This is a genomic window from Vibrio hangzhouensis, assembly GCF_900107935.1.
GTDB lineage: Bacteria > Pseudomonadota > Gammaproteobacteria > Enterobacterales > Vibrionaceae > Vibrio > Vibrio hangzhouensis.
Map to the genome: position 1 here is coordinate 66,337 of NZ_FNVG01000009.1, position 18,976 is coordinate 85,312.

An 18,976-nucleotide genomic window follows, 5' to 3' on the forward strand; every position below is an offset into this window, starting at 1 on the left:
AGTGACGTTAGTAAAAGGAAACACGATCTCAATGGAAAACAGTGACTCAATAAGGCTGGCTATTTTTAGTGCCGTATTGGTGATATGCGCCATCTGGGAATGGGCGGCACCGCGTAAGCAACGCACAAGAACAAGGCTGCTCAGATGGACAAACAATCTGGGCTTGGTTGGCCTTAACTCCGCAATTCTGGCGATGACCATGCCTATACTGGCCATTGAAGCGGCGGTGTTATCTCAGAACAATCAGATAGGACTACTGCATCACTTGCCTGTTTCCTCTTGGATTACCGTTCCGCTCTCTGTGGTTCTGCTGGATGCAGTTATCTATGCACAGCATCGAGTCTTCCATCGAATTCCAATCCTGTGGCGCTTACATCGTATGCATCACGCCGACCGGGACATTGACGTTACCACTGGAGCCAGATTTCATCCCATCGAAATCATCCTCTCGATGTGGATAAAGATCGCCGTTGTTTTGGCACTCGGAGTGTCTCCCTTAGCTGTGTTGTTATTCGAAATCATTCTAAATGCCAGTGCGATGTTCAACCACAGTAATGCTAAGTTGCCACTAGTCGCGGATAAACGACTGAGAACCGTCATCGTGACTCCGGACTTTCACCGGGTTCACCACTCCATTATCGCCAAAGAAACGCACTCAAATTTTGGCTTCTTTCTGTCTGTTTGGGACAGATGGTTTGGCACTTATCGGTCACAACCTGAGCTCGGGCATGACAAAGTCGTCATTGGCCTCCCTGAATTCGCAGCTCCCGAGGAACAAAGGTTGGACAAATTACTTACCCAACCATTCCGGAAAGACCCTACAGCTAAGCGTGATTGAGGGTATATTTGTGCAACATCGCCTGCTGATGCCCGGCAATATCAGCGACTTGTTCTGCACTTTCCACCATAGACTCAAGCTGCAAATTGGAATTCTCACTCTGATCGTTAACCTGTACGATAGAGCGACCCACATCTGAGGTGGCACGTTGCTGTTGCTCGGTCGCCACAGACACTTGCTCAATGCGACCTGTTATCTGATTGAACGACAGTGCTATATCGGAGAAAGAGGTCTTTACTTTGTCACTAGATTTCAATGCATGATTCATCTCATTTCGAGAGTCTATTACCGACTGTCGAGAATCCTGAGACGCACGTATCAGGTCCGCCATCATTTGGCGAATGCTTGTTGTCTGATTTGACGTATCATTCGCCAGTTTTCGTACCTCATCGGCCACGACAGCGAAACCTCGACCTTTTTCCCCTGCGCGAGCAGCTTCAATCGCAGCATTAAGGGACAGCAGATTGGTGTTGTCGGCTATCCCGCTGATCATATCCACCAGGTCTTGAATCTGTTTAACCTTCACTTCTAGTTGATCCATTGCCGCTTCGTTGGTTCCCAATTTCTGTTCCAGAGTTCGAAGTCGTTGCTGATTCTCCTCAACAGCTTGCATTCCTAAGTTTGTATACCCCTCGGCCTTTTGGGCATCAGTGAATGAGGCTGCGGTTACCGTGGCAATCTCTTTAATAGAAGCTTCGAGTTCAGTTACCGTAGCAACCATACAGTCCAAAGAAGCACTTTGAGTACGAAGACTGAGGCGCGACTGGTCAGCGGCACCGTGGCTGAGTTCTGCCGTCTGATATAGAGTTTCGCAATTGCGAGTGACGAGTTCGATGGAATTGTGCGTCGAATCAATAACCAAATTGAGTTTTGTCGCAATATCTCTCAATTCCTTCGGACCGGATAAAACAACAGCGCCGGTAAGGTCATGTTCTGTCAAACGTCTAAGCTGTTTGATAATGCTTTTAAGGGCTGAATTCAGCCACCGACGTAATACCAGGAATATCCCAACGATCATTGAAACCAGCGCGCCCGATGCCGTCAGTAAGACAAGGACATTGTCATTAATAGTTTCGTTCACTACGCCCTGACTCGTGAGAATCAATCCTGCTGCAGTTTCAGATAGTTCCGAGAGAAGATTAGTGGTTTCATTGGCCAGTAGAGTCGCTTGAGCCAGTTCGTTCTTTTGCTTCTCGACCCATTCCAGACGTGCAAGAATCTTCTTCAAGACACCCTGTTCGGAAAAGCCCTGCTGCACCATATTGTATGGTGCGGTTAAACTTGTAAACTCCTTCACTTCAGGGTGCCATTGTGAGAAATCATCAAAAGCGAGATTTATGCCCGCAATACGATTGCGCATTTCGCGGTATTCCCGTCTGGCACTTGTCACCTCCTCGTGCATCATTAACACCAGAAAAGTACTCTCCATAGAGCTGGCGCTCGCGATAAAACGACTCGCAGCATCGGCTGACGCAAGATTATCCTGTGACAGAAGCAGACTGATTCGATTCATTTCAGGACCGATAGAGCTCAGCCCATAGCGAAGGCCAGCGACATCTTTATCAATTTCAGCCTTCATGACCAATATCTGTGATTGCATTGCCAACACAGACTCGGTCAGTGATTGCAGTTCGATGATTTTCGCCTTCAATGTATCTCTTTGCTCTATTGTCACAGAATTAGCAAACGTTTCTGCAATAGCAAAGAGATTACTGACCCTACCTTCACTCAACCCAGTTAACTCTTTAATGCGTTGCCGTGTAATATCCAGTTCACTTATTGAGGATTGCTGGGTTCCATAATTGAGCAGTTTCAACTGCTCTAGTATGTCTTGTGTTAACGCTGCATTGTTCATTGCCAGAGGCAGAGCTTTATCTGACAAATTATCAAATTCCTGCTTAACTTGTTTAAGTCCATTGGTACTAAGCAGACTTAAAACGATAAAAAACAGAATGATGAGCAGAAATATTGCACTCAAGGAGTGAATAAGAGAAATGGAAGGTTTTCCTTTTCTGTGGGATGTCATAGCGATTCCATTGCTTCTGTTGATTAAATTGCAACCAAACCTTTATGTTGAATAGTACAACTTCTTGATTTGGTGTAACATTAATCGAAATGGTAGTTATCGTTAATGACATGTTTATTACATATTGATGTAAGCAGTGTGACAAATGAAAATTGTTAAGCTATTGATTCCCCTTGGTATAGTGGTGTTGTTAGGTGCTTGCTCAAGTCAGCCTGAACACGCAGTGCACACTCAGCAAAGTTACAATACTCCTGAGAACGCCCCATTTTTAACCGAATATAACAAGTGGAAAGGTGTACCATACCGGCTAGGGGGAAACAGTTTCTCTGGCGTTGACTGCTCTGCGTTCGTTCAGGCCGTCTATCAGGATGCGTACGCCGTCAATCTACCGCGCACCACTGCTCAACAAGTCACGATTGGTCAAAAAGTCTCCTACAATAGCGCACAGAGTGGTGATCTTGTTTTCTTTAAAACCGGAAGAAAGACGCGCCATGTAGGAATATACCTGGGTGGTAACACATTTATGCACGCCTCGACTTCTAAAGGTGTTGTTTTGTCACGACTAGACAACCCTTATTGGGCCTCGACATTTTGGCAATTCAGAAGTGTGCAGTGATCGGTTAATTCACACTTACACTCTTCATAAAAGCGGAACTGAAACTGGCTAGTCGTATTTTGCCACTGCAGTATCAAACAGATTCTTTACCAACGCGATGTACTCTTCCAAAAAAGCGACCTGTTCATTGGTTGCTTTACGGCTCCATACGCCTGCCAGTACTTCTTCAAGATCCTGTATCACCAGGTCCACTTCTTTCAGCAGTTTAAAGCGAACACTTGAGTGCAACTCTGGGTTTTGCTCAAACAGAACCATGATGTTCGATGCCACCATATCCGTAGAGACGTCTTCGATGGTTTCGTCACCAGTATCCCCAGAGGAGTCAGTAAACACACTTAAATTGAATGCGAGATGTTCGATTAATGCCTGATAGCCGTCAGTATCTACAACCAAGGCTTCTCTCCTAGCAAATGTTTAAATGACAATGAGTTAAACATAACAAACCTGGGTCACGTTTGTAAGAACTGGTACGTAAAATCGCGCTATATGTCAACGAATCTGTGCGCTCACAGTATGTTATGTAAGCAATATTGTTCTACACTAGCCATAGACTGGCAACCAGACAGGAGTAGCATATGTGGCAAGCGATTTCTAATCAGCTATCAGAAACTCTCATGTTCGAGTTTACCATTACTGAGCGGGTGAAAATGAGCGGTGGTGAGATCAACCAATGCTATATGATCAGTGACGGTGAACAGCGCTACTTCGTTAAAACCAATGAAAGAGAGTTTCTCCCCAAGTTTGAAATTGAAGCGGAAAACCTGAAAGCTTTACGTGAAACGGGCACAGTGCATGTTCCTGAGGTGGTGCTCATAAGCAACACCAAAGAATGCGCCTTTCTCGTGTTGAACTATATTCCGGTCAAACCGCTGGATACTGCCGATGCCAGTTTTCAATTTGGTGTTGAACTTGCCAAACTTCACAAATGGGGTGAACAGAAAGAGTTTGGTTTCGATCAGGACAACTACATTGGTGCCACTCTGCAACCAAATCAGTGGCACAAGAAATGGTCACGTTTTTTCTCTGAACAACGTATTGGTTGGCAGTTGCAACTACTGAAAGAGAAACAAGTTACCTTTACCGACATTGACGACTTTGTAGATCTGATCAACGAACAGCTCTCAGGACACAATCCAAAGCCCTCCCTGCTCCACGGTGACTTATGGTATGGCAATGCGGCAAATACCGCTTTTGGGCCTATTTGTTATGATCCTGCCAGTTATTGGGGGGATCGCGAATGCGATCTCGCTATGACCGAACTGTTTGGTGGTTTTAGACAAGAGTTCTACGATGGCTATGAAAGCGTGTTGCCTATCGATCCCATATACGAATACAGGAAACACATTTACAACCTTTATCACGTGCTTAATCACTGCAATTTGTTTGGCGGAGGATATCTGGATCAGGCAGAGAAACTCATTGCGACGATTCAGGCCTCATAAGCTCACAATAAATGTTGTCGCTCTTTGAACAATACCTGTTCTAATGAGCCATGCCCCTGAGGGTCATTGGTCACCTCGTTTTGAGATGGATTAAACCAGTTGGTCGATAGGCCCGCTTTGGCGGCTGGAGCGATGTCCTTATCCCATTGGTCGCCGGTCATAGTGATCTTATTCGCAGGAGCGCCCAAACGGCTTGTAATCGCTCGATAAAACTCAGGGTCATTTTTTGCAATTCCCAAATTATGGAAGCAGAAATAACCCGAGATATAGCGAGACAGATTTGCTCTGCAAAATGCCAGCTGAATCTCAGACTCTGATGAGTCCTGAGCGTTAGTGGCAATGTACACCGGACACAACTGAGAGAGCTCTGCCAACATCGCCTCAGCACCATATACAACCTCGACCTTTGGCCATTCGCACATCTTTCCTTGCTGTTGAGGAAAATCAACCATAATCGTGTCGCCCCAATCAAACAGATAGATCCTATCCTGCTTCATCCACTTTTGATAAATAGACGTCCACTCTTCCCTGAGCACACCGAATTTGACGGAATCATAATAAACACCCTGATAATAACGCACCTTCCTGATCTGAGCTTCGAGCGTCAGGCCTAATTTTTGCGCCCCTCTTATCATTCTGGGGTTGCCCGACCAGGTCGTCAAACCGACTCTTTCAATCTCTAGAGTGGCAAACAGGTGCTCTATCCAAGGAATAAGAGCCTTACTGCCAATACCTTTTCCCCAGAGCGTGGAATCATAGACCACAACGCCTAACTCTAACCATCGCGTTGATTCATCTTCCCAGTAAAAACTGACCATGCCCACCGCACGTCCCAAATAATCGATGACAAGTGCGTCCCTGCCCGTCGTGAGACGATGAAACTCTTTGGTGCGAAACTCGTCGATACTTGGCTTTTGATAACCAAAATACGGACCGTTATACTCAGTCCATTTCTCATCCGTAATCATTAAATGATATAGCGGCTCCAGATCAGATATGACCGCCTGACGAAGGGATACATCCTGAAATCTTAACCTTGTACAATCCATCATACCCCCTTATTTGTTTAGATACTGCCAACTATCGGCACCATCAAAATAGCGAACTTTGGTCAACGAGAGTGCGTCAGATAACGCCATCCTAAAGTTCAACGCAACCTTTGGTTTTGGAGCTTGGTCTGTCGAGGTGTAATGTGTCACGCATCCACAGATAGAACAGTGATGAAAGTCAATCATGCCATCTCCCCAACGATACGCCGTAGTAGCCTGTTGTTTGGTTTTGACGCTAACACTCGCTGGTTCATAATATCCCCATAGCGCTGCGTAACGTCCGCATACAGAACAGTTACAACTGGTCACCGACTCTGGCCAAACTTCAAAAGTGATTGACACATTGCCACAGTGACACTGGATTTGATGTTGGGATGGATGCATTTAGTCTTCCTTTTTCCTAATTAGTTTTCGCGAATAAGGGCATATTCGCCTTATGTCCAGACCAAGCTGAATGCTATCGACAACATCACCACGCCCACGACCAGCTCCAGAATCTTCCATGAGATTGGCTTATGAAAAACCGGAGCGATCAACCTGGCCCCAAACCCCAAAGTAAAGAAAAAGACGAACGAGGCGCAGACCGCCCCTAGTCCAAAAGACCACTGATTAGGTGCATATTGAGCAGAAATAGAGCCCAATAGCACCACAGTATCCAGATACACGTGAGGATTTAACCAGGTCAACGCTAAACAAATCAATAACGTTTTGGTTAATCCTGCACTGGCATCCCCGTGAGGGTCTAATTGATGGTCGCTGGTAAGCGCTGAGCGGAGACTTTGAAAACTATAAACCAGTAGGAAGGCAGCACCTGCATATCGGGCAACATATTCGATCTCTGGAAAGCGTTGGATGATGATGCCAAAACCGCCTACACCGGCCGATATGAGCACAGCATCCGAAACAGCACACACCGTGCACACCGCAAACACATAATGCTTCTTAATGCCCTGCTTTAATACAAACGCATTCTGAGCACCAATAGCAAGAATCAATGAAAACCCCAGGGAGAAACCTGTGAAGAAGATGCTAACGTCCACCGTTACCTCAATTAACGTCCATGTATCAAATCAAGGTTGTAACGCCTCATCCCTTGTATTACAAGCTAAGCGTCATTCTCATGTCTTACGGTAACATACAGATCATCACTTTCCAGAGTCACCTCAAAACATATAGGACGACAACAAACGTGACAGTCTTCGATGTACTCCTGATGCTCCACCGAGCAGTCGATCGATGTTTCAAACGCCTCACCACAATATGGGCAATTTACTCGCCAAGCCTTTATCGCATCCATGTTGTCCCCACCTTTTCGTACTCAGCAAAGTGTAGAATCCGCTACATGTATTAACAAACGCATATAATAGAAATTCAACCGATACCACACTATCTGTGAGTAGAACGTTCAGTCAGACCTCGATGAAAGTGCCACTGACATCTTCTTATAAGGGATGTCCTCTTTGTAAAAGGTCTCTCCAATAGTGGTCATTCCAAACCTTTGGTAGAACCCAAACGCAGATTCTCGGGCATCGCACCAAAAAGTCTCACCCCCCTCCTGCTTTACTATCGTTAGAATGTGCTCAATGACCTGACTGCCAATGCCTACTCCCTGGTAGGATGGCAACGTGGCGAACTTTCTCAACCTGGCACTATTGCCCTCCCGAAACACCGAGGCGACACAAACCAACTTTTGGTCCTTATACGCTCCGACATGAAGCGCGTCTTCATCCCCGGTCACTTTTGAGTGTTCCGGAGGAAAGTGAGGCCACAAAACCTGATGGCGGATTGGTAATACCTGTTCCGCAGTGATTGTCTTTATTTCAATCAATTAAAAAGCCTCGTTACGTTTTACAAAAACCAATAAGATAGTGCAGACAATATCAAGGGTATCAAGCCGGCAATAAACAGTGAGAGACCAAACGTATAGTTTTGTCTGTATTGCTGCCGCTTGTCAGTCTCAAAGCTGTGATCTTTAACCATTGTTTTCGTTTTATGAGTCACAATGTCAACATCATAGGTGCGACTTCCTCGTCCGCCATCCCAGGAAAGAGCGGCAATCCCCCACAATACCATCGCTATAAAAAAGCTGAAATCAGACAGATAGGGCGTAGAAAAAAAAGGAATAAACTGGCCCAGTACAAACACGGTTAAACCAGCTAACAAGTTACTGATAACCACAAAGCCAAGAAGTCCCTTCATATCATTCCTTAATGCATTTCGTCATAAACACACTGTTGGGGTCGAGTCTGTAATCGGAGAATGGAGCGCATTCTTTAAAGCCATATCCCAGGTACAGGTTGCGCGCTGGAGCAAAGAAGGCTTGTGTTCCCGTTTCCAGGCTCAGTTTGTGCAATCCCGAGCTTCTAGCTTGTTCTACCAAATGCTGAAGTAGTGTCTTGGCAACACCCTTGCCACGAGCGATGTTTGCCGTTCGCATCGACTTGATCTCACCGTGCCCCGGTTCAAGCGATTTAAGTGCAATACACCCCACCAGGTCACTTTCTAGCCACGCGGACCAAAATGTAATCTCCGGTCGTCTCAACGCATCGACGTCGAGAGCGTGGACGCTTTCCGGCGGAGAGGTCGCATACATGTCATCCAAGTGCTCCTGTAACAACGCTTTGATCTCTGTGCCGGCTAAATCATCCTTAATTATCTTCACTTTATCTTCCTGCTAAATATTAAAACGTAGGTTTGCCCCGAAGCGACTTTTTCTGACCTTGCTTTTTCTTGTTGTCTACTCGCTTTATTTGTGAAGAACGAGTAGGTTTCGTTGCTCTTCTTTTCTTCTGAACAACCATGACTGATCGGATAAGCTCAACAAGTCGCATTAACGCATCCTCTCGATTTTTTTCCTGAGTCCGATAGGACTGCGCTTTTATTATGACCACGCCCTCTTTGGATATTCTGGAATCATTGCTTGCCAACAAACGTTCTTTATAGACCGCAGGCAATGTAGAGCGCCGAATATCAAATCTCAAATGGATCGCGGAAGACACCTTATTGACATTCTGGCCGCCGCTCCCCATTGCACGGATGGCATTAAGCTCAATCTCCCAATCCGCCAGAGTCACGGTGTTAGATATCTTTAACATACTCAATTCAAATAGCATAACCAAGTGTCATAGTAACACCCGAAAATATGACAGAACATGTTTTTTGAAGCCGTACTTTTAGTGTGGCCTTTGAACCTAAGTCACTGACCGTCGTACTGCTCCAGATCGATATGGTACTTTTCCAGAACTTCCTGAAATTGAAGTTTCTTTTGACCCGCAGCAACCGCCATGACTTTAGCGGTAACGTCCGAAATTTCGCCTTTAGTAATACCGGCCTTCTTAGCCTGAGCTAAGTAATATCTCGTACATGGCAAACAATTCATTGCCATGGCTGCCGATAACCCGACGAGCAACTCTGTTCTGGTGTCCAAATGCTCATTGTCATGAGTAGAACGATAAAACGCGCCGTAGGCTTCCTGATGCTTTCCTAGCATTTCTATACTCCTAATTGCCTTTATTAATGGGTTTAATACCGCCCCTTTCCGCCATGAAATCCGCCAAAAATGCCACCAAATAGCAGTCCCAGTAGACTAAAAATAAAGCCCAGAATGATCATGGCCGGAATGGAGGCAATAGCAAACTTGACCATAAAGACAACCATGGACACGAATGGCATTTTAATATCAACAACCGTCACCTCGTTACTTTTTGAACTCTCTCTTTCATCAATCATAAAACCCTCTCTTTACTCACATCTTTTAGCCATCTGTTTATACTAAACTTATTTAATAACAAATATTTTAGCTATAAAAAAGGCTCCGTTATAAAAATTGGAGCCTTATCAAACACTTTGGACTTGTTTAGGCCTCTTGCTTATTGACCATGTGCAAATGTACGTCCTGTTGAGGGAAAGGAATTGATATCCCTTCATTATCAAAACGTAACTTCACTTCTTTCGTAATGTCCCAGTACACATCCCAATAATCATCCGTTTTCACCCATGGCCTGACAATGAAATCAACGGACGAGGTATTCAGTGTATGTACTTTAATATTGGGTTCAGGAGATTTAAGCACCGCTGGGTGTGCAGAGACAATTTCATGTAACACAGATTCCGCCTTGAGAAGATCGTCGCCATAACCGATACCAAACACCATATCGACACGACGCGTGCGCTCATGGGTCACGTTTTTAATGACATCTCCCCAAATCTTGCCATTTGGGACAATGATAATCTGGTTGTCAAAGGTGCGTATCGTCGTACTGACTAAACTCATATGGCTCACCTTGCCATCAACACCACCAGCAAATACGAAATCCCCAACATCAAAAGGACGGTAAATAAGCAGCATCATTCCGGCTGCAAAATTCGACAATGTATCCTGTAGCGCGAAACCGATAATAACACCGGCAATACCGAAACCGGTTAGGATAGGAGCAAGATTGAGACCAATCTGCGATAAACCCACCATGATACCAATGATCCATACAATATTACCGGACATGGAAACAAAGAAGTTTTGCATCAGATGGGATAACTTAAGGTTCTTATTCTGTACCGCCTTGGTGACAATTTTTCTGACCAATTTGACGATTGAACGAGTCACAAAAAGAATCAGAATCAAAATAGACAATTGAAACAGTTGCTGAGGTGCATTATCCGCCAACCAGTCAATAGCTGCACTCCACCAATGGCTCAACATAGAGAATAAGACCTTAGAATCTAAAATATCCTGAGTAATATTCCCAGTTACCGAAAAGACCTGGCGCTTATATTCCGACGTATCAAGACCAATTTGATCGCCAAGCACAATGAGATGTCTTAGGCTTTTGGTCTCGATGTTCATTCGCTGTTTCAAAATCAGCTGACCAGTCTGAAGTCCCGCCTTATCAGCCTCGGGGGCCGATGCGATTTGAGAACCAATTGCGCTTATTTGCTGATTAAAGTACTCGATTGACGCCGACGTTAATCTTAAACGCTTTTCAACAAGCAACTCAAAAGCCGATTCATCTGCTTTATCCTGTACCCCCAGTTTTTGCATCCAAATCAGATTCTGCCAATTCGACTCATAGGCGGAATCCAAATACTCTTGTAGTTCGCTGTATCTATTAAGGATGGAGAGTTTCTTTTCATCGTTTGCGCCATTAAACTCCTCATTCACGGCCGCTAATTTTCCTTCTAGGTAAACTTTTGCTCCTTCGGTATATTTTTGCTGAAACTTAACCTGTTCTATTAACATCTCCTTAGGCAGCGAATCAGCATCGACCGCTTTTGCAATAACTTCTCTCAGCTCATTGTTTTTATTAAACAGCCGGAATTGAATTGCGTCCCTTTGATCGCCAGTCGCAACCTTTATCGACTCGGAAAGTTCACGAATTTCATTATTGACCTGATTCAGAGCAACCTGAGCTTTTGATGGTAGCGGAGGTGCTTCCCCTTCACTTTGTGCCCACAAATTTGCAGAGAACAAAGAGGTAACAAACACCAGCATAACCACTGCTGACTGGAGAAGAACTCTCCTGCAAACACTCATATTCATTCAACACTCCCTAAATGGTGCCAAGTTATAATTTCTTTTCCCTGAATGTTAAATATAGGTCAGATCTCCACTGACTCTCGCCATTCTGAATCAAGTTTGTCGAAACGGTCACTGTAAAATATGGGAGTAAATCTTCGGTTAGCAAATTTCAACTATGCTTAGCTTACTCATGGGAAACAAACAGGAAATCAGCTATGGGCATTTTATCGTGGATTATTCTCGGACTCATCGCAGGAGCGCTCGCCAAATGGTTAATGCCAGGCAATGATGGCGGAGGCTGGGTTGCAACTATGCTACTTGGCATTGCCGGTGCATTTGTGGGTGGATTTCTTGGCGGATTTTTGGGGGTTGGGGGAGCGAGCGGAATCAACATTGGTAGCATCGTTACAGCAACGCTGGGGGCTTTCTTGTTGTTGTTCGTCTACAACCGGTTTTTACGGTAACCCGTTGATAACTCATTCACAGAGAGCAGTGGTTATAACCTGTTTTCGATCTATCAAGTAATTTATATCTTCCAGATAGCTATGCACATGCCCCTCTGCGATACAACGCTGCATGTCTTCATTCCCCGCATCAGCGGAACTTCGCATAAAATCAACCAGATATTGTAGACGACGAACCATCATATCAACCAACTGTAGCCTGCCCGCAGTATCGAGTTCATAAGCATCACAATAGCTTTTTGCTCTTAAAGCTTGTTGGGTTAAGCTTCCTAACCTGTCGACCTTATTGGTCTTAAAAGGCGCCCAACAGTATACTGAATACGCCAGGTCCCATACTCTTGTCCCTGGATGAAGGGTGTCAAAGTCAAAAACCCCGGCAACAGCGCCTTCGGTTAAAGCGACGTTATAAGGTGCGAAATCACCATGACACATCACTTCCCATGGAAGATCGCTTTCGAGCATCCAGGGCATATCGGATACGGCAAACTGATGGATAAAGCTCATACTGGCATCGTGTAATCGTCTCTGTAACCTTGCCGCTGACTGCAAAACCTGATCACTTGCAATCTCTCCAACCAATGGATAATTGTAAGTTTGCCCCTCAACCAGGCTTAACACTTCACACCCATGACTAAGAGAAACAACGTTGGGGGCTCCTTCAAAGGCCTGTGCCGACAAATGGTTAAGAAATGCGTGTATTGATGGTGTCCATACGGCCACTGATCGAGTGACCGTATTTGCACTAATGGTTACGGCGGTCAAGGGGCAACTCCTAATGACAATCGTTCATATATCCAGGTTGGCAGAAGCATTAAACGAATACATCTTCACTTCCTTTCGCACTTCCCATCCCATGGATTGATAGAATTGTTGAGCCTGTTCATTGTCAGTATTGACAAAAAGGTGCGTTTTACTGATGCCAATCTGCGCAAATGACTGAGTAACTTTTTCCACCAGAGATTTCCCTATCCGCAGTCCGCGATGCTCGGCATCCACCGCCAGATGTTGCAAATAGCCTCTTCTTCCATCGGTGCCCGCCAGTACAGCTCCGATGATTTTACCGTGCTGTTGAGCGACAAAGCTCATGTTGGGATTCTTATCCAGATAGAGCGTAATATTTTCTCGGCTATCGGCTTCGCGGATCAACATATGCTCAGTCTGCTGCCACAGTGCCAGAACATCGTCGTAATCCGACACTTGCATCTCACGATATACTACGCTCACTTGAGTAACTCCTTTTTATCTCCACAACCTCTACCTTGTAATCCCGATACCACTTCTCCCTGCCCAGCCTCTGAGCCTGCTGGTGAACCGGGTCTTCTCGCCATCTGGTAATATCCGCTTCACTGGTCCAGTAAGATATAGCGGTTTCCTGATTCCCTTCCGAACTTGAAACAAACTCGACACACCCGTATCTGGATAGTGCAACGTCTCTGAGCTGCTGAGCCAACTGGCTGTATTCCGTATCCAGATCCTTAATGGTCGCCCTAAAAATAACAGCAAACACACTGAGTCTCCTATCGTAGTTCTTTTTGCCAATATCCAACATCGAGCCACTTCCCGAATTTGAACCCCATACGCTTAAAGTGTCCAACCTGCTCCATACCCATCTTGTTATGAAATGCCACACTCTGATCGTTAGGCAGGGTAATCACACTCATCACATTCTTTATATCTAAGATATCCAGTCGCAGAAACAGGTGCTGATAAAGCAGCGATCCTACCCCACTGACCGGTGAGTCGGCGTCCACATAAACCGATGACTCCACCGTAAAACGGTAAGCACTTCGACTATTCCAGGGTTTGGCATAACAGTAGCCAACAATCTGTCCTTCATGCTCGTACACCAGCCATGGCATACCGTGTTCAATTACAGCAGTGATTCGGCTGCACATTTCCCGCTCACTGAGCCGCTCTTCCTCAAATGTACAGGTCGAGTTCTGTATGTAATGGTTATAGATATCCGCAATGGCAATCGAGTCTTTAAATTCGACATCCCTGATCATATCGTTCTCTTCATCCCTGCTCTCTGGTATACATAATCATCCAATAGACACCCACCTATTTCATAAGCCAACTTATTCACAGAGGCGAGTTTAAAACCACATCTTTCCAGCACTTTTTCTGAGCTGATATTTCCTTGCGTCACCGACGCTTACTTTGGAAACACTTTTTCAAATCGCTCTAACACCAACTCGTCTTGTTCCGTGAAGGGGATATTGAGGTATTCTGCATACTCATTAAAAAACTTGAGATGTGCCTGCCTCCACCATGAGTAACTTCTGTCGCCTTCTCCTTCAGCGTAAGCAAATTCATCTGTCACCTGATCAAATGGACTCACTTCAACGGAGGTCAGTTGAATGATGCAGACCGGATTTTGCTCCCAGTCAAGCACGACTGACAAACGCCCCACTTCCGGCAACGGTTCCTGTTCTATGTCGTAAGCCGCCTTCAGACTGCATGAGGCGGTTTTCACTCCAATATTGATTAGCCTTGCGCATTCGTTAGCATTGTATTCATCTGCGCAGAAGTGCTCCGCGATAATATCGTCGACATTAAATCTTTGATCTTCTGGAATTGTGTTTAAGTATTGAGCAACGAAAGCTCGCTGCTTAGGTGTCATCGTCAAGTTCCTTCACCATGATAATAACTTCAGTCCCTTTATTGGTTATCTGATGCAGCGGTTTCCAGCCAAGTCTGGCATAAAGTCCACCGGATAAATCTTCTGTTTGTAAATAGAGACGAGCGATTCCTGTTGCTCTTGCCCGCTCAATAATATGCCGGACAAGTTTTGTGGCCGTTCCCTGAGAACGAGCTGCGCTATTCACAAACACGCCACCGAGCCAATACTCATAATCTTGATACTGAGGAATTTCGTGTCTTCTGATATGGGCCGTCGCCACCAACTTACCTTCGGAAATAGCGACCACACTATTGAGAATGTCCCCCTTGGCTAGCAAAGTATCCAGCTTCTCACGGTAAGCTCGCACGCTCACGTTTGGATCGCGCTTGCCCCAAGTGTCATAGTACCAACTGACTATTGTTGGTTTGAACTGAGGCTGCTCTATCAACAAATCAAACGTCAACGAACCTTGATTCCGATGTGTTTGTTCAATCTTACACATTAGGTCTCCATTTATGCATTAGCATCTCCGGGTTAGGCACGGGTTCAAAACCAAACAAGCGCTATAGTGACTGAGCATCCTGAGCTGCCAGTATTAATCGTCATAGGACAAATCATCGATTAAGTTCTCAAACGCGACTCGAAAATCGAGCTCGTAGCTAATTATCTCTACGTAACCGAGATGGGGAGTGACCGGAACATTGGCCAGCGTCACACAATGGCGTGTGACATCATTAAGTAGAAGGTGCAGGGCTAAATTAGCTGCTTATTCGATCAGTTACTTCTTGTTTCAAACGCTTTCCCGGCCCAACCATTTGTAGCTAGATAGTTAAACGCATTACTCATAAAAATCAACAAATTATTGCTTTTTTGTTCGAATAACGCTACGCAACATGAAGATCACGATACTCAACCCAAGTATCACAGGTAGACCCCACAACAACGCATTCTGACGACTTAGTGACGGTTTATACAGTACATGCTCTCCATATCGCGCCACCATAAAATCCTTCACTTCCTGCTCAGTTTTACCAGCCTTGACCAACTGAAACACTTTAAGGCGAATATCTTTTGCCACAGGGGAGTTCGATTCGATAAGGTTCTGGTTCTGGCACATAGGGCATCGAAGCGTTTTTGCCAATTCTATGGCTTGCTTCTGTTGTCCTGGGGTCTCAAACTCGAACAGTTCGACACTTTGCCTCTCTGAAGCGTATGCGGTTCCCTCAGAAGCAACCATTGCTGATGAAATCAAGCAAACAAAGCTCAACAAACAAATTCTATATAGCATTGGAGCTTCCTACTAACTTCTTATCACCGATGGGAGTTATGAAAAACCGCTTACGCGCCAACACCCACACTCCCGACACACACACAAGTAAGGCTCCAAACCATATCCAGCGAACAAAGGCTTTAAACTGGACACGCACCGCATAGTGCGATTCATCTATCTTGTCGCCTAACGAAATATAAATATCCCCATCCCAAAACGCAGTCATTGAAGGTTCTGTCATGTTCATGACTCTCACTGGATAATGACGTTTCTCTGGTAGCGCCAGCCAGCTTTTTGACGGCGTATCTATCGGACTGATTTCGATTCGTGCTTGCTCAGCACTAAATGAACGAGCGACGTACAAGTGGGTATCAAGATACGTTAACTGATAATCGCCAAAAACGATCTGCGAATCTGGCCCCATTTTTCGGGTAACCTCATAGGAGTATTCCGCATTCATAACACTCCCGAATGCCGCGACAGCAACCCCTGCGTGCGCTAGTACAAAAGGTAAACTACGCCACCGGCGGCCTATGGGAGTTTTGTACAGCATATGTAGATGAGCACCAAGTACCCATAAGCTCCCCCAAACCGTCGCTAGCGCCCAATAAGACCATTGCGCCCCTACGACTTCGTTATGAGAAACATAGTAAAGCACAACCAATAGAGCGAGAGCCAGACTGAGGAATAAATGAACCGCTAATGGGCGTCGCTGAGCGGGCACTGCAGAGACATCGCTCGAAGCACTAAACCAGCGAACGAAAGGGGCATACCCCATCGCAAACAAACTGATAATGGCCAATGGACCAAAGAGAAGATTGAAATAAGGGGCGCCGACAGAAATATTTCCAAAACCTAAAAGCTCATAAACCATCGGATAAAAAGTACCGAAAACAACCACAACGGTGGCCAACACAAATAAGTTCGCCGAGAGCAAAACAAGGAAGTTTCGAGACTGAAAGTGACGAATCGGTTTAGTGTCAATGCTATCTGCCCGATAAATGAGCGTCACAAAAGCAACAACAAACATAGCGGTTAGGATACCCAACAAACTAAAACCTTTTGTGGGATCGACTGCAAATGCGTGTACCGACGTCAACACGCCAGAGCGAACGATAAACGTCCCCAAAATACTCAAACAAAACGTGACAAATGCTAATGAGTAGCTCCAGAAAACTAACTGTCGCTCTCTGACCAGCATCATAGTGTGAAGCAGTGCGCTCGCCGTCAACCAGGGCAACAACGAGGCATTTTCAACCGGATCCCAAAACCACCAACCGCCCCATCCGAGTTCATAGTATGCCCACCAGGAACCCACGGCTATGCCTGCAGTTAAAAACAACCAGGCAATCACAGTACAGGTTTTGGCTAAAGGTACCCATTCCGTTACATCAGCTTTAGCAAACAGCGCGCCTAACGCCAATGATAACACTGAGGCAAATCCCACATAGCCGACATAAAGCAGTGGTGGATGAATGATTAAGCCAATATCTTGCAACATTGGATTAAGATCCCGCCCTTCAAGCGGCATGATTGCGTTCAATTCAAATGGGTTAGAAGCCAGCAATGTAAACCAGGCAAAGACGGCGACGATAAGCTGCATTAACCACGCTGCGTGGAATCGACCACTCATGTTGTTCTGTATGGTAGCGGGCTGAAGAGAAGTGATGAGTGCGGCCCATAGTGACAGCGTCACTACCCAGAATAACATCGAACCTTGATGCCCACCCCAGGTAGCAGCTATTTTGAAGCCCATCAATAACTGGCTATTGGAGTTGTCTGAAACATAGGAGAGAGAGAAGTCATCAACAATGAAGGCATAAGCCAGTATCACAATAGATATCAGCGAAAACAAGCAAGCCAAAATAGCAAAAGTCCGAATTACCGAGGCTCGCGTCGTCAAACCCGTTTTACTGCAACTGAGGCAGGAAAGAATACCAATACTGGCAGCGATACTGCTCGTGACAGCAACGACTATTAAAGTGAATAGTCCTATATAACCTAACATATAACCTCTATGCTGCTGTCTTCTGCGATAACAGAAGCCTTAAAACTCACCTTATTAAACACATACCGCGCTTGGATCCTATGCTCTATACCGAAGTGACCTCAAAATGAAGGGGCTTCAAGGTGACTTGGGTATATGAGGCCCCGCTTGCGCGGGGCTTATACGATTTAAACAATCGTCATTTGTCCTGCGTACAGAACAAAAGTACGTAACATCAGAACACCAATCAAACTCAGACTGGTCACTACCAAAATAAATCCATGGTTGTGTTTCGCTTTGTCTGAACTGAAGAAGTTCATTGCAAGGGGTAACAACATACCCATGCCTATCACACCATACCAGAACCAACTGGCCCAGAATCCACCTCCGATCGCATTCCAGGCCGCAGCTTCATTCTGTCCACCACTAAAAATAAGACCAGTGAAGAAAGTAACGATAACGAACAGTTCAAACAGAACTACCGGACGTTCAAAGCTGTGTACCCACGCCACACTTGGACTGTGTGCATCTTCTTTAAACACCAGAATGCCGAACAATAAACTCGCCGCAGCGCCGGAAGAAAGGCTTGAGAACAAAAATAGAATTGGCAACACTGGGTTATTCAACATTGGGTATGTTTTCAATGCGGAAAGAAGGAAGCCCGTGTACGCAGCCAGAACAATAGCCAGAAAGCCCAAGAACAGTTCTAAGCCATTTTCAACCTTCTCAAACTTAATCAAGATAGTTTCAACAAAGTCGAACTTGCTGCCCAAAACATCCATGATAGGCTTTCTGAAAATCATACCAATCCAGACAAACAGCACAGCCATGTATACCTGGAATAAGATGACACCCATCGACATAACCGAGGATGGATTGTAGTAGATCATAATTTTCCAGAAATCCAACGGCTTGGTCAGGTGGAAAATAAGAATCAGCAATCCAACGATAATGCCAAATGGTGCCAGCCATGCCATCGCTTTCATGATGCCATTTTGTGCCGGATCGCCCTCGATAACTTTTCGTTTCAGATAAATGGCAATCAATGCCGAGCCTGCTGACATACCTGCAAGGAACAGATAGATCGCTATGATCCAATCCCAAACCAAGGAGTCAAAATGAAAGGCAGTTTCCCAAGTACTCATA

The 18,976-nt window shown here is 45.4% G+C and carries 26 protein-coding genes and 1 pseudogene; 4 read left to right on the forward strand and 23 right to left on the reverse strand.

Annotated features, from left to right (window positions below; translation table 11 throughout):
* Positions 1-31: 31 nt before the first annotated feature.
* The gene (locus tag C4S60_RS10825; protein ID WP_103880367.1) at positions 32-838 is read left to right on the forward strand and encodes a sterol desaturase family protein; all 807 of its coding nucleotides are present in this window, start codon (positions 32-34) and stop codon (positions 836-838) included.
* On the opposite strand, the gene C4S60_RS10830 is transcribed toward C4S60_RS10825, so the two are convergent.
* Entirely contained in the window at positions 825-2,864 is a 2,040-nt protein-coding gene (locus tag C4S60_RS10830) for a methyl-accepting chemotaxis protein (protein ID WP_103880368.1), read from the reverse strand. The genes C4S60_RS10825 and C4S60_RS10830 overlap by 14 nt on opposite strands.
* A 145-nt stretch (positions 2,865-3,009) precedes the next feature.
* On the opposite strand from C4S60_RS10830, the gene C4S60_RS10835 reads away from it, so the two are divergent.
* Positions 3,010-3,480 (forward strand): NlpC/P60 family protein, encoded by a 471-nt coding sequence (locus C4S60_RS10835; protein ID WP_103880369.1) that lies wholly within the window; start codon positions 3,010-3,012, stop codon positions 3,478-3,480.
* 48 nt (positions 3,481-3,528) lie between these two features.
* Here the strand turns inward: C4S60_RS10835 and C4S60_RS10840 are convergent, their stop codons facing one another.
* Positions 3,529-3,873, reverse strand: coding sequence for a DUF3802 family protein (locus C4S60_RS10840; RefSeq protein WP_103880370.1), 345 nt, complete (start codon positions 3,871-3,873; stop codon positions 3,529-3,531).
* 182 nt (positions 3,874-4,055) lie between these two features.
* Here C4S60_RS10840 and C4S60_RS10845 point away from each other — a divergent pair, with 182 nt between their 5' ends.
* Complete coding sequence (locus C4S60_RS10845) at positions 4,056-4,922, forward strand: fructosamine kinase family protein (protein WP_103880371.1); 867 nt, start codon at positions 4,056-4,058, stop codon at positions 4,920-4,922.
* A 2-nt stretch (positions 4,923-4,924) separates the two neighbouring features.
* Here C4S60_RS10845 and C4S60_RS23780 read toward each other — a convergent pair whose 3' ends face one another.
* The 12 genes and pseudogenes from C4S60_RS23780 to C4S60_RS10900 all read right to left on the reverse strand — a co-directional run bounded on the left by C4S60_RS23780 (position 4,925) and on the right by C4S60_RS10900 (position 11,507).
* Entirely contained in the window at positions 4,925-5,419 is a 495-nt protein-coding gene (locus tag C4S60_RS23780) for an HAD family hydrolase (protein ID WP_341865963.1), read from the reverse strand.
* Positions 5,405-5,971: pseudogene (locus C4S60_RS23785) on the reverse strand (GNAT family N-acetyltransferase); the annotation flags it as partial. The pseudogene C4S60_RS23785 and the gene C4S60_RS23780, both read right to left, overlap by 15 nt.
* Positions 5,972-5,980: 9 nt before the next feature.
* The gene (locus tag C4S60_RS10855; RefSeq protein WP_103880373.1) at positions 5,981-6,355 is read right to left on the reverse strand and encodes a GFA family protein; all 375 of its coding nucleotides are present in this window, start codon (positions 6,353-6,355) and stop codon (positions 5,981-5,983) included.
* Between the two features lie 50 nt (positions 6,356-6,405).
* Entirely contained in the window at positions 6,406-7,011 is a 606-nt protein-coding gene (locus C4S60_RS10860; RefSeq protein WP_103880374.1) for a LysE/ArgO family amino acid transporter, read from the reverse strand.
* A 65-nt stretch (positions 7,012-7,076) separates the two neighbouring features.
* A complete protein-coding gene (locus C4S60_RS10865; RefSeq protein WP_103880375.1) occupies positions 7,077-7,268 on the reverse strand; it encodes a CPXCG motif-containing cysteine-rich protein in 192 nt (63 codons plus the stop codon).
* 108 nt (positions 7,269-7,376) lie between these two features.
* Positions 7,377-7,796, reverse strand: a complete 420-nt coding sequence (locus C4S60_RS10870; protein ID WP_103880469.1) for a GNAT family N-acetyltransferase — start codon at positions 7,794-7,796, stop codon at positions 7,377-7,379.
* 23 nt (positions 7,797-7,819) lie between these two features.
* Positions 7,820-8,170, reverse strand: a complete 351-nt coding sequence (locus tag C4S60_RS10875) for a hypothetical protein (protein WP_103880376.1) — start codon at positions 8,168-8,170, stop codon at positions 7,820-7,822.
* Between the two features lies 1 nt (position 8,171).
* A complete protein-coding gene (locus C4S60_RS10880; protein ID WP_103880377.1) occupies positions 8,172-8,633 on the reverse strand; it encodes a GNAT family N-acetyltransferase in 462 nt (153 codons plus the stop codon).
* 19 nt (positions 8,634-8,652) lie between these two features.
* Entirely contained in the window at positions 8,653-9,066 is a 414-nt protein-coding gene (gene arfB / locus C4S60_RS10885; protein WP_103880378.1) for an alternative ribosome rescue aminoacyl-tRNA hydrolase ArfB, read from the reverse strand.
* A gap of 101 nt (positions 9,067-9,167) precedes the next feature.
* Entirely contained in the window at positions 9,168-9,461 is a 294-nt protein-coding gene (locus C4S60_RS10890; RefSeq protein WP_103880379.1) for a carboxymuconolactone decarboxylase family protein, read from the reverse strand.
* 32 nt (positions 9,462-9,493) lie between these two features.
* A complete protein-coding gene (locus tag C4S60_RS10895; RefSeq protein ID WP_103880380.1) occupies positions 9,494-9,700 on the reverse strand; it encodes a hypothetical protein in 207 nt (68 codons plus the stop codon).
* 127 nt (positions 9,701-9,827) lie between these two features.
* Entirely contained in the window at positions 9,828-11,507 is a 1,680-nt protein-coding gene (locus tag C4S60_RS10900; protein WP_425275123.1) for a mechanosensitive ion channel family protein, read from the reverse strand.
* A gap of 194 nt (positions 11,508-11,701) precedes the next feature.
* Here C4S60_RS10900 and C4S60_RS10905 point away from each other — a divergent pair, with 194 nt between their 5' ends.
* On the forward strand, positions 11,702-11,950 hold the full coding sequence (locus tag C4S60_RS10905; RefSeq protein WP_103880381.1) for a GlsB/YeaQ/YmgE family stress response membrane protein: 249 nt from the start codon (positions 11,702-11,704) through the stop codon (positions 11,948-11,950).
* A 12-nt stretch (positions 11,951-11,962) separates the two neighbouring features.
* On the opposite strand, the gene C4S60_RS10910 is transcribed toward C4S60_RS10905, so the two are convergent.
* From C4S60_RS10910 to nrfD, 9 genes are all read right to left on the reverse strand, one after another.
* A complete protein-coding gene (locus C4S60_RS10910) occupies positions 11,963-12,712 on the reverse strand; it encodes a phosphotransferase (protein WP_103880382.1) in 750 nt (249 codons plus the stop codon).
* Positions 12,713-12,736: 24 nt separating this feature from the next.
* Positions 12,737-13,153, reverse strand: coding sequence for a GNAT family N-acetyltransferase (locus C4S60_RS10915; protein ID WP_103880383.1), 417 nt, complete (start codon positions 13,151-13,153; stop codon positions 12,737-12,739).
* A gap of 1 nt (position 13,154) precedes the next feature.
* Entirely contained in the window at positions 13,155-13,457 is a 303-nt protein-coding gene (locus C4S60_RS10920; protein ID WP_103880384.1) for an antibiotic biosynthesis monooxygenase family protein, read from the reverse strand.
* Positions 13,458-13,467: 10 nt separating this feature from the next.
* Positions 13,468-13,956, reverse strand: a complete 489-nt coding sequence (locus C4S60_RS10925) for a GNAT family N-acetyltransferase (protein WP_103880385.1) — start codon at positions 13,954-13,956, stop codon at positions 13,468-13,470.
* A 149-nt stretch (positions 13,957-14,105) separates the two neighbouring features.
* Positions 14,106-14,573: an ASCH domain-containing protein gene (locus C4S60_RS10930; RefSeq protein ID WP_103880386.1), complete on the reverse strand. Its 468-nt coding sequence runs from the start codon at positions 14,571-14,573 to the stop codon at positions 14,106-14,108.
* Entirely contained in the window at positions 14,563-15,075 is a 513-nt protein-coding gene (locus tag C4S60_RS10935) for a GNAT family N-acetyltransferase (protein WP_103880387.1), read from the reverse strand. The genes C4S60_RS10930 and C4S60_RS10935 overlap by 11 nt, the downstream gene beginning before the upstream one ends.
* A gap of 357 nt (positions 15,076-15,432) precedes the next feature.
* The gene (locus C4S60_RS10945; protein WP_103880388.1) at positions 15,433-15,861 is read right to left on the reverse strand and encodes a cytochrome c-type biogenesis protein; all 429 of its coding nucleotides are present in this window, start codon (positions 15,859-15,861) and stop codon (positions 15,433-15,435) included.
* Positions 15,851-17,851 (reverse strand): heme lyase CcmF/NrfE family subunit, encoded by a 2,001-nt coding sequence (locus C4S60_RS10950; RefSeq protein ID WP_103880389.1) that lies wholly within the window; start codon positions 17,849-17,851, stop codon positions 15,851-15,853. The genes C4S60_RS10945 and C4S60_RS10950 overlap by 11 nt, the downstream gene beginning before the upstream one ends.
* 167 nt (positions 17,852-18,018) lie before the next feature.
* Entirely contained in the window at positions 18,019-18,975 is a 957-nt protein-coding gene (gene nrfD / locus C4S60_RS10955; protein WP_103880390.1) for a cytochrome c nitrite reductase subunit NrfD, read from the reverse strand.
* Between the last annotated feature and the right edge of the window lies 1 nt (position 18,976).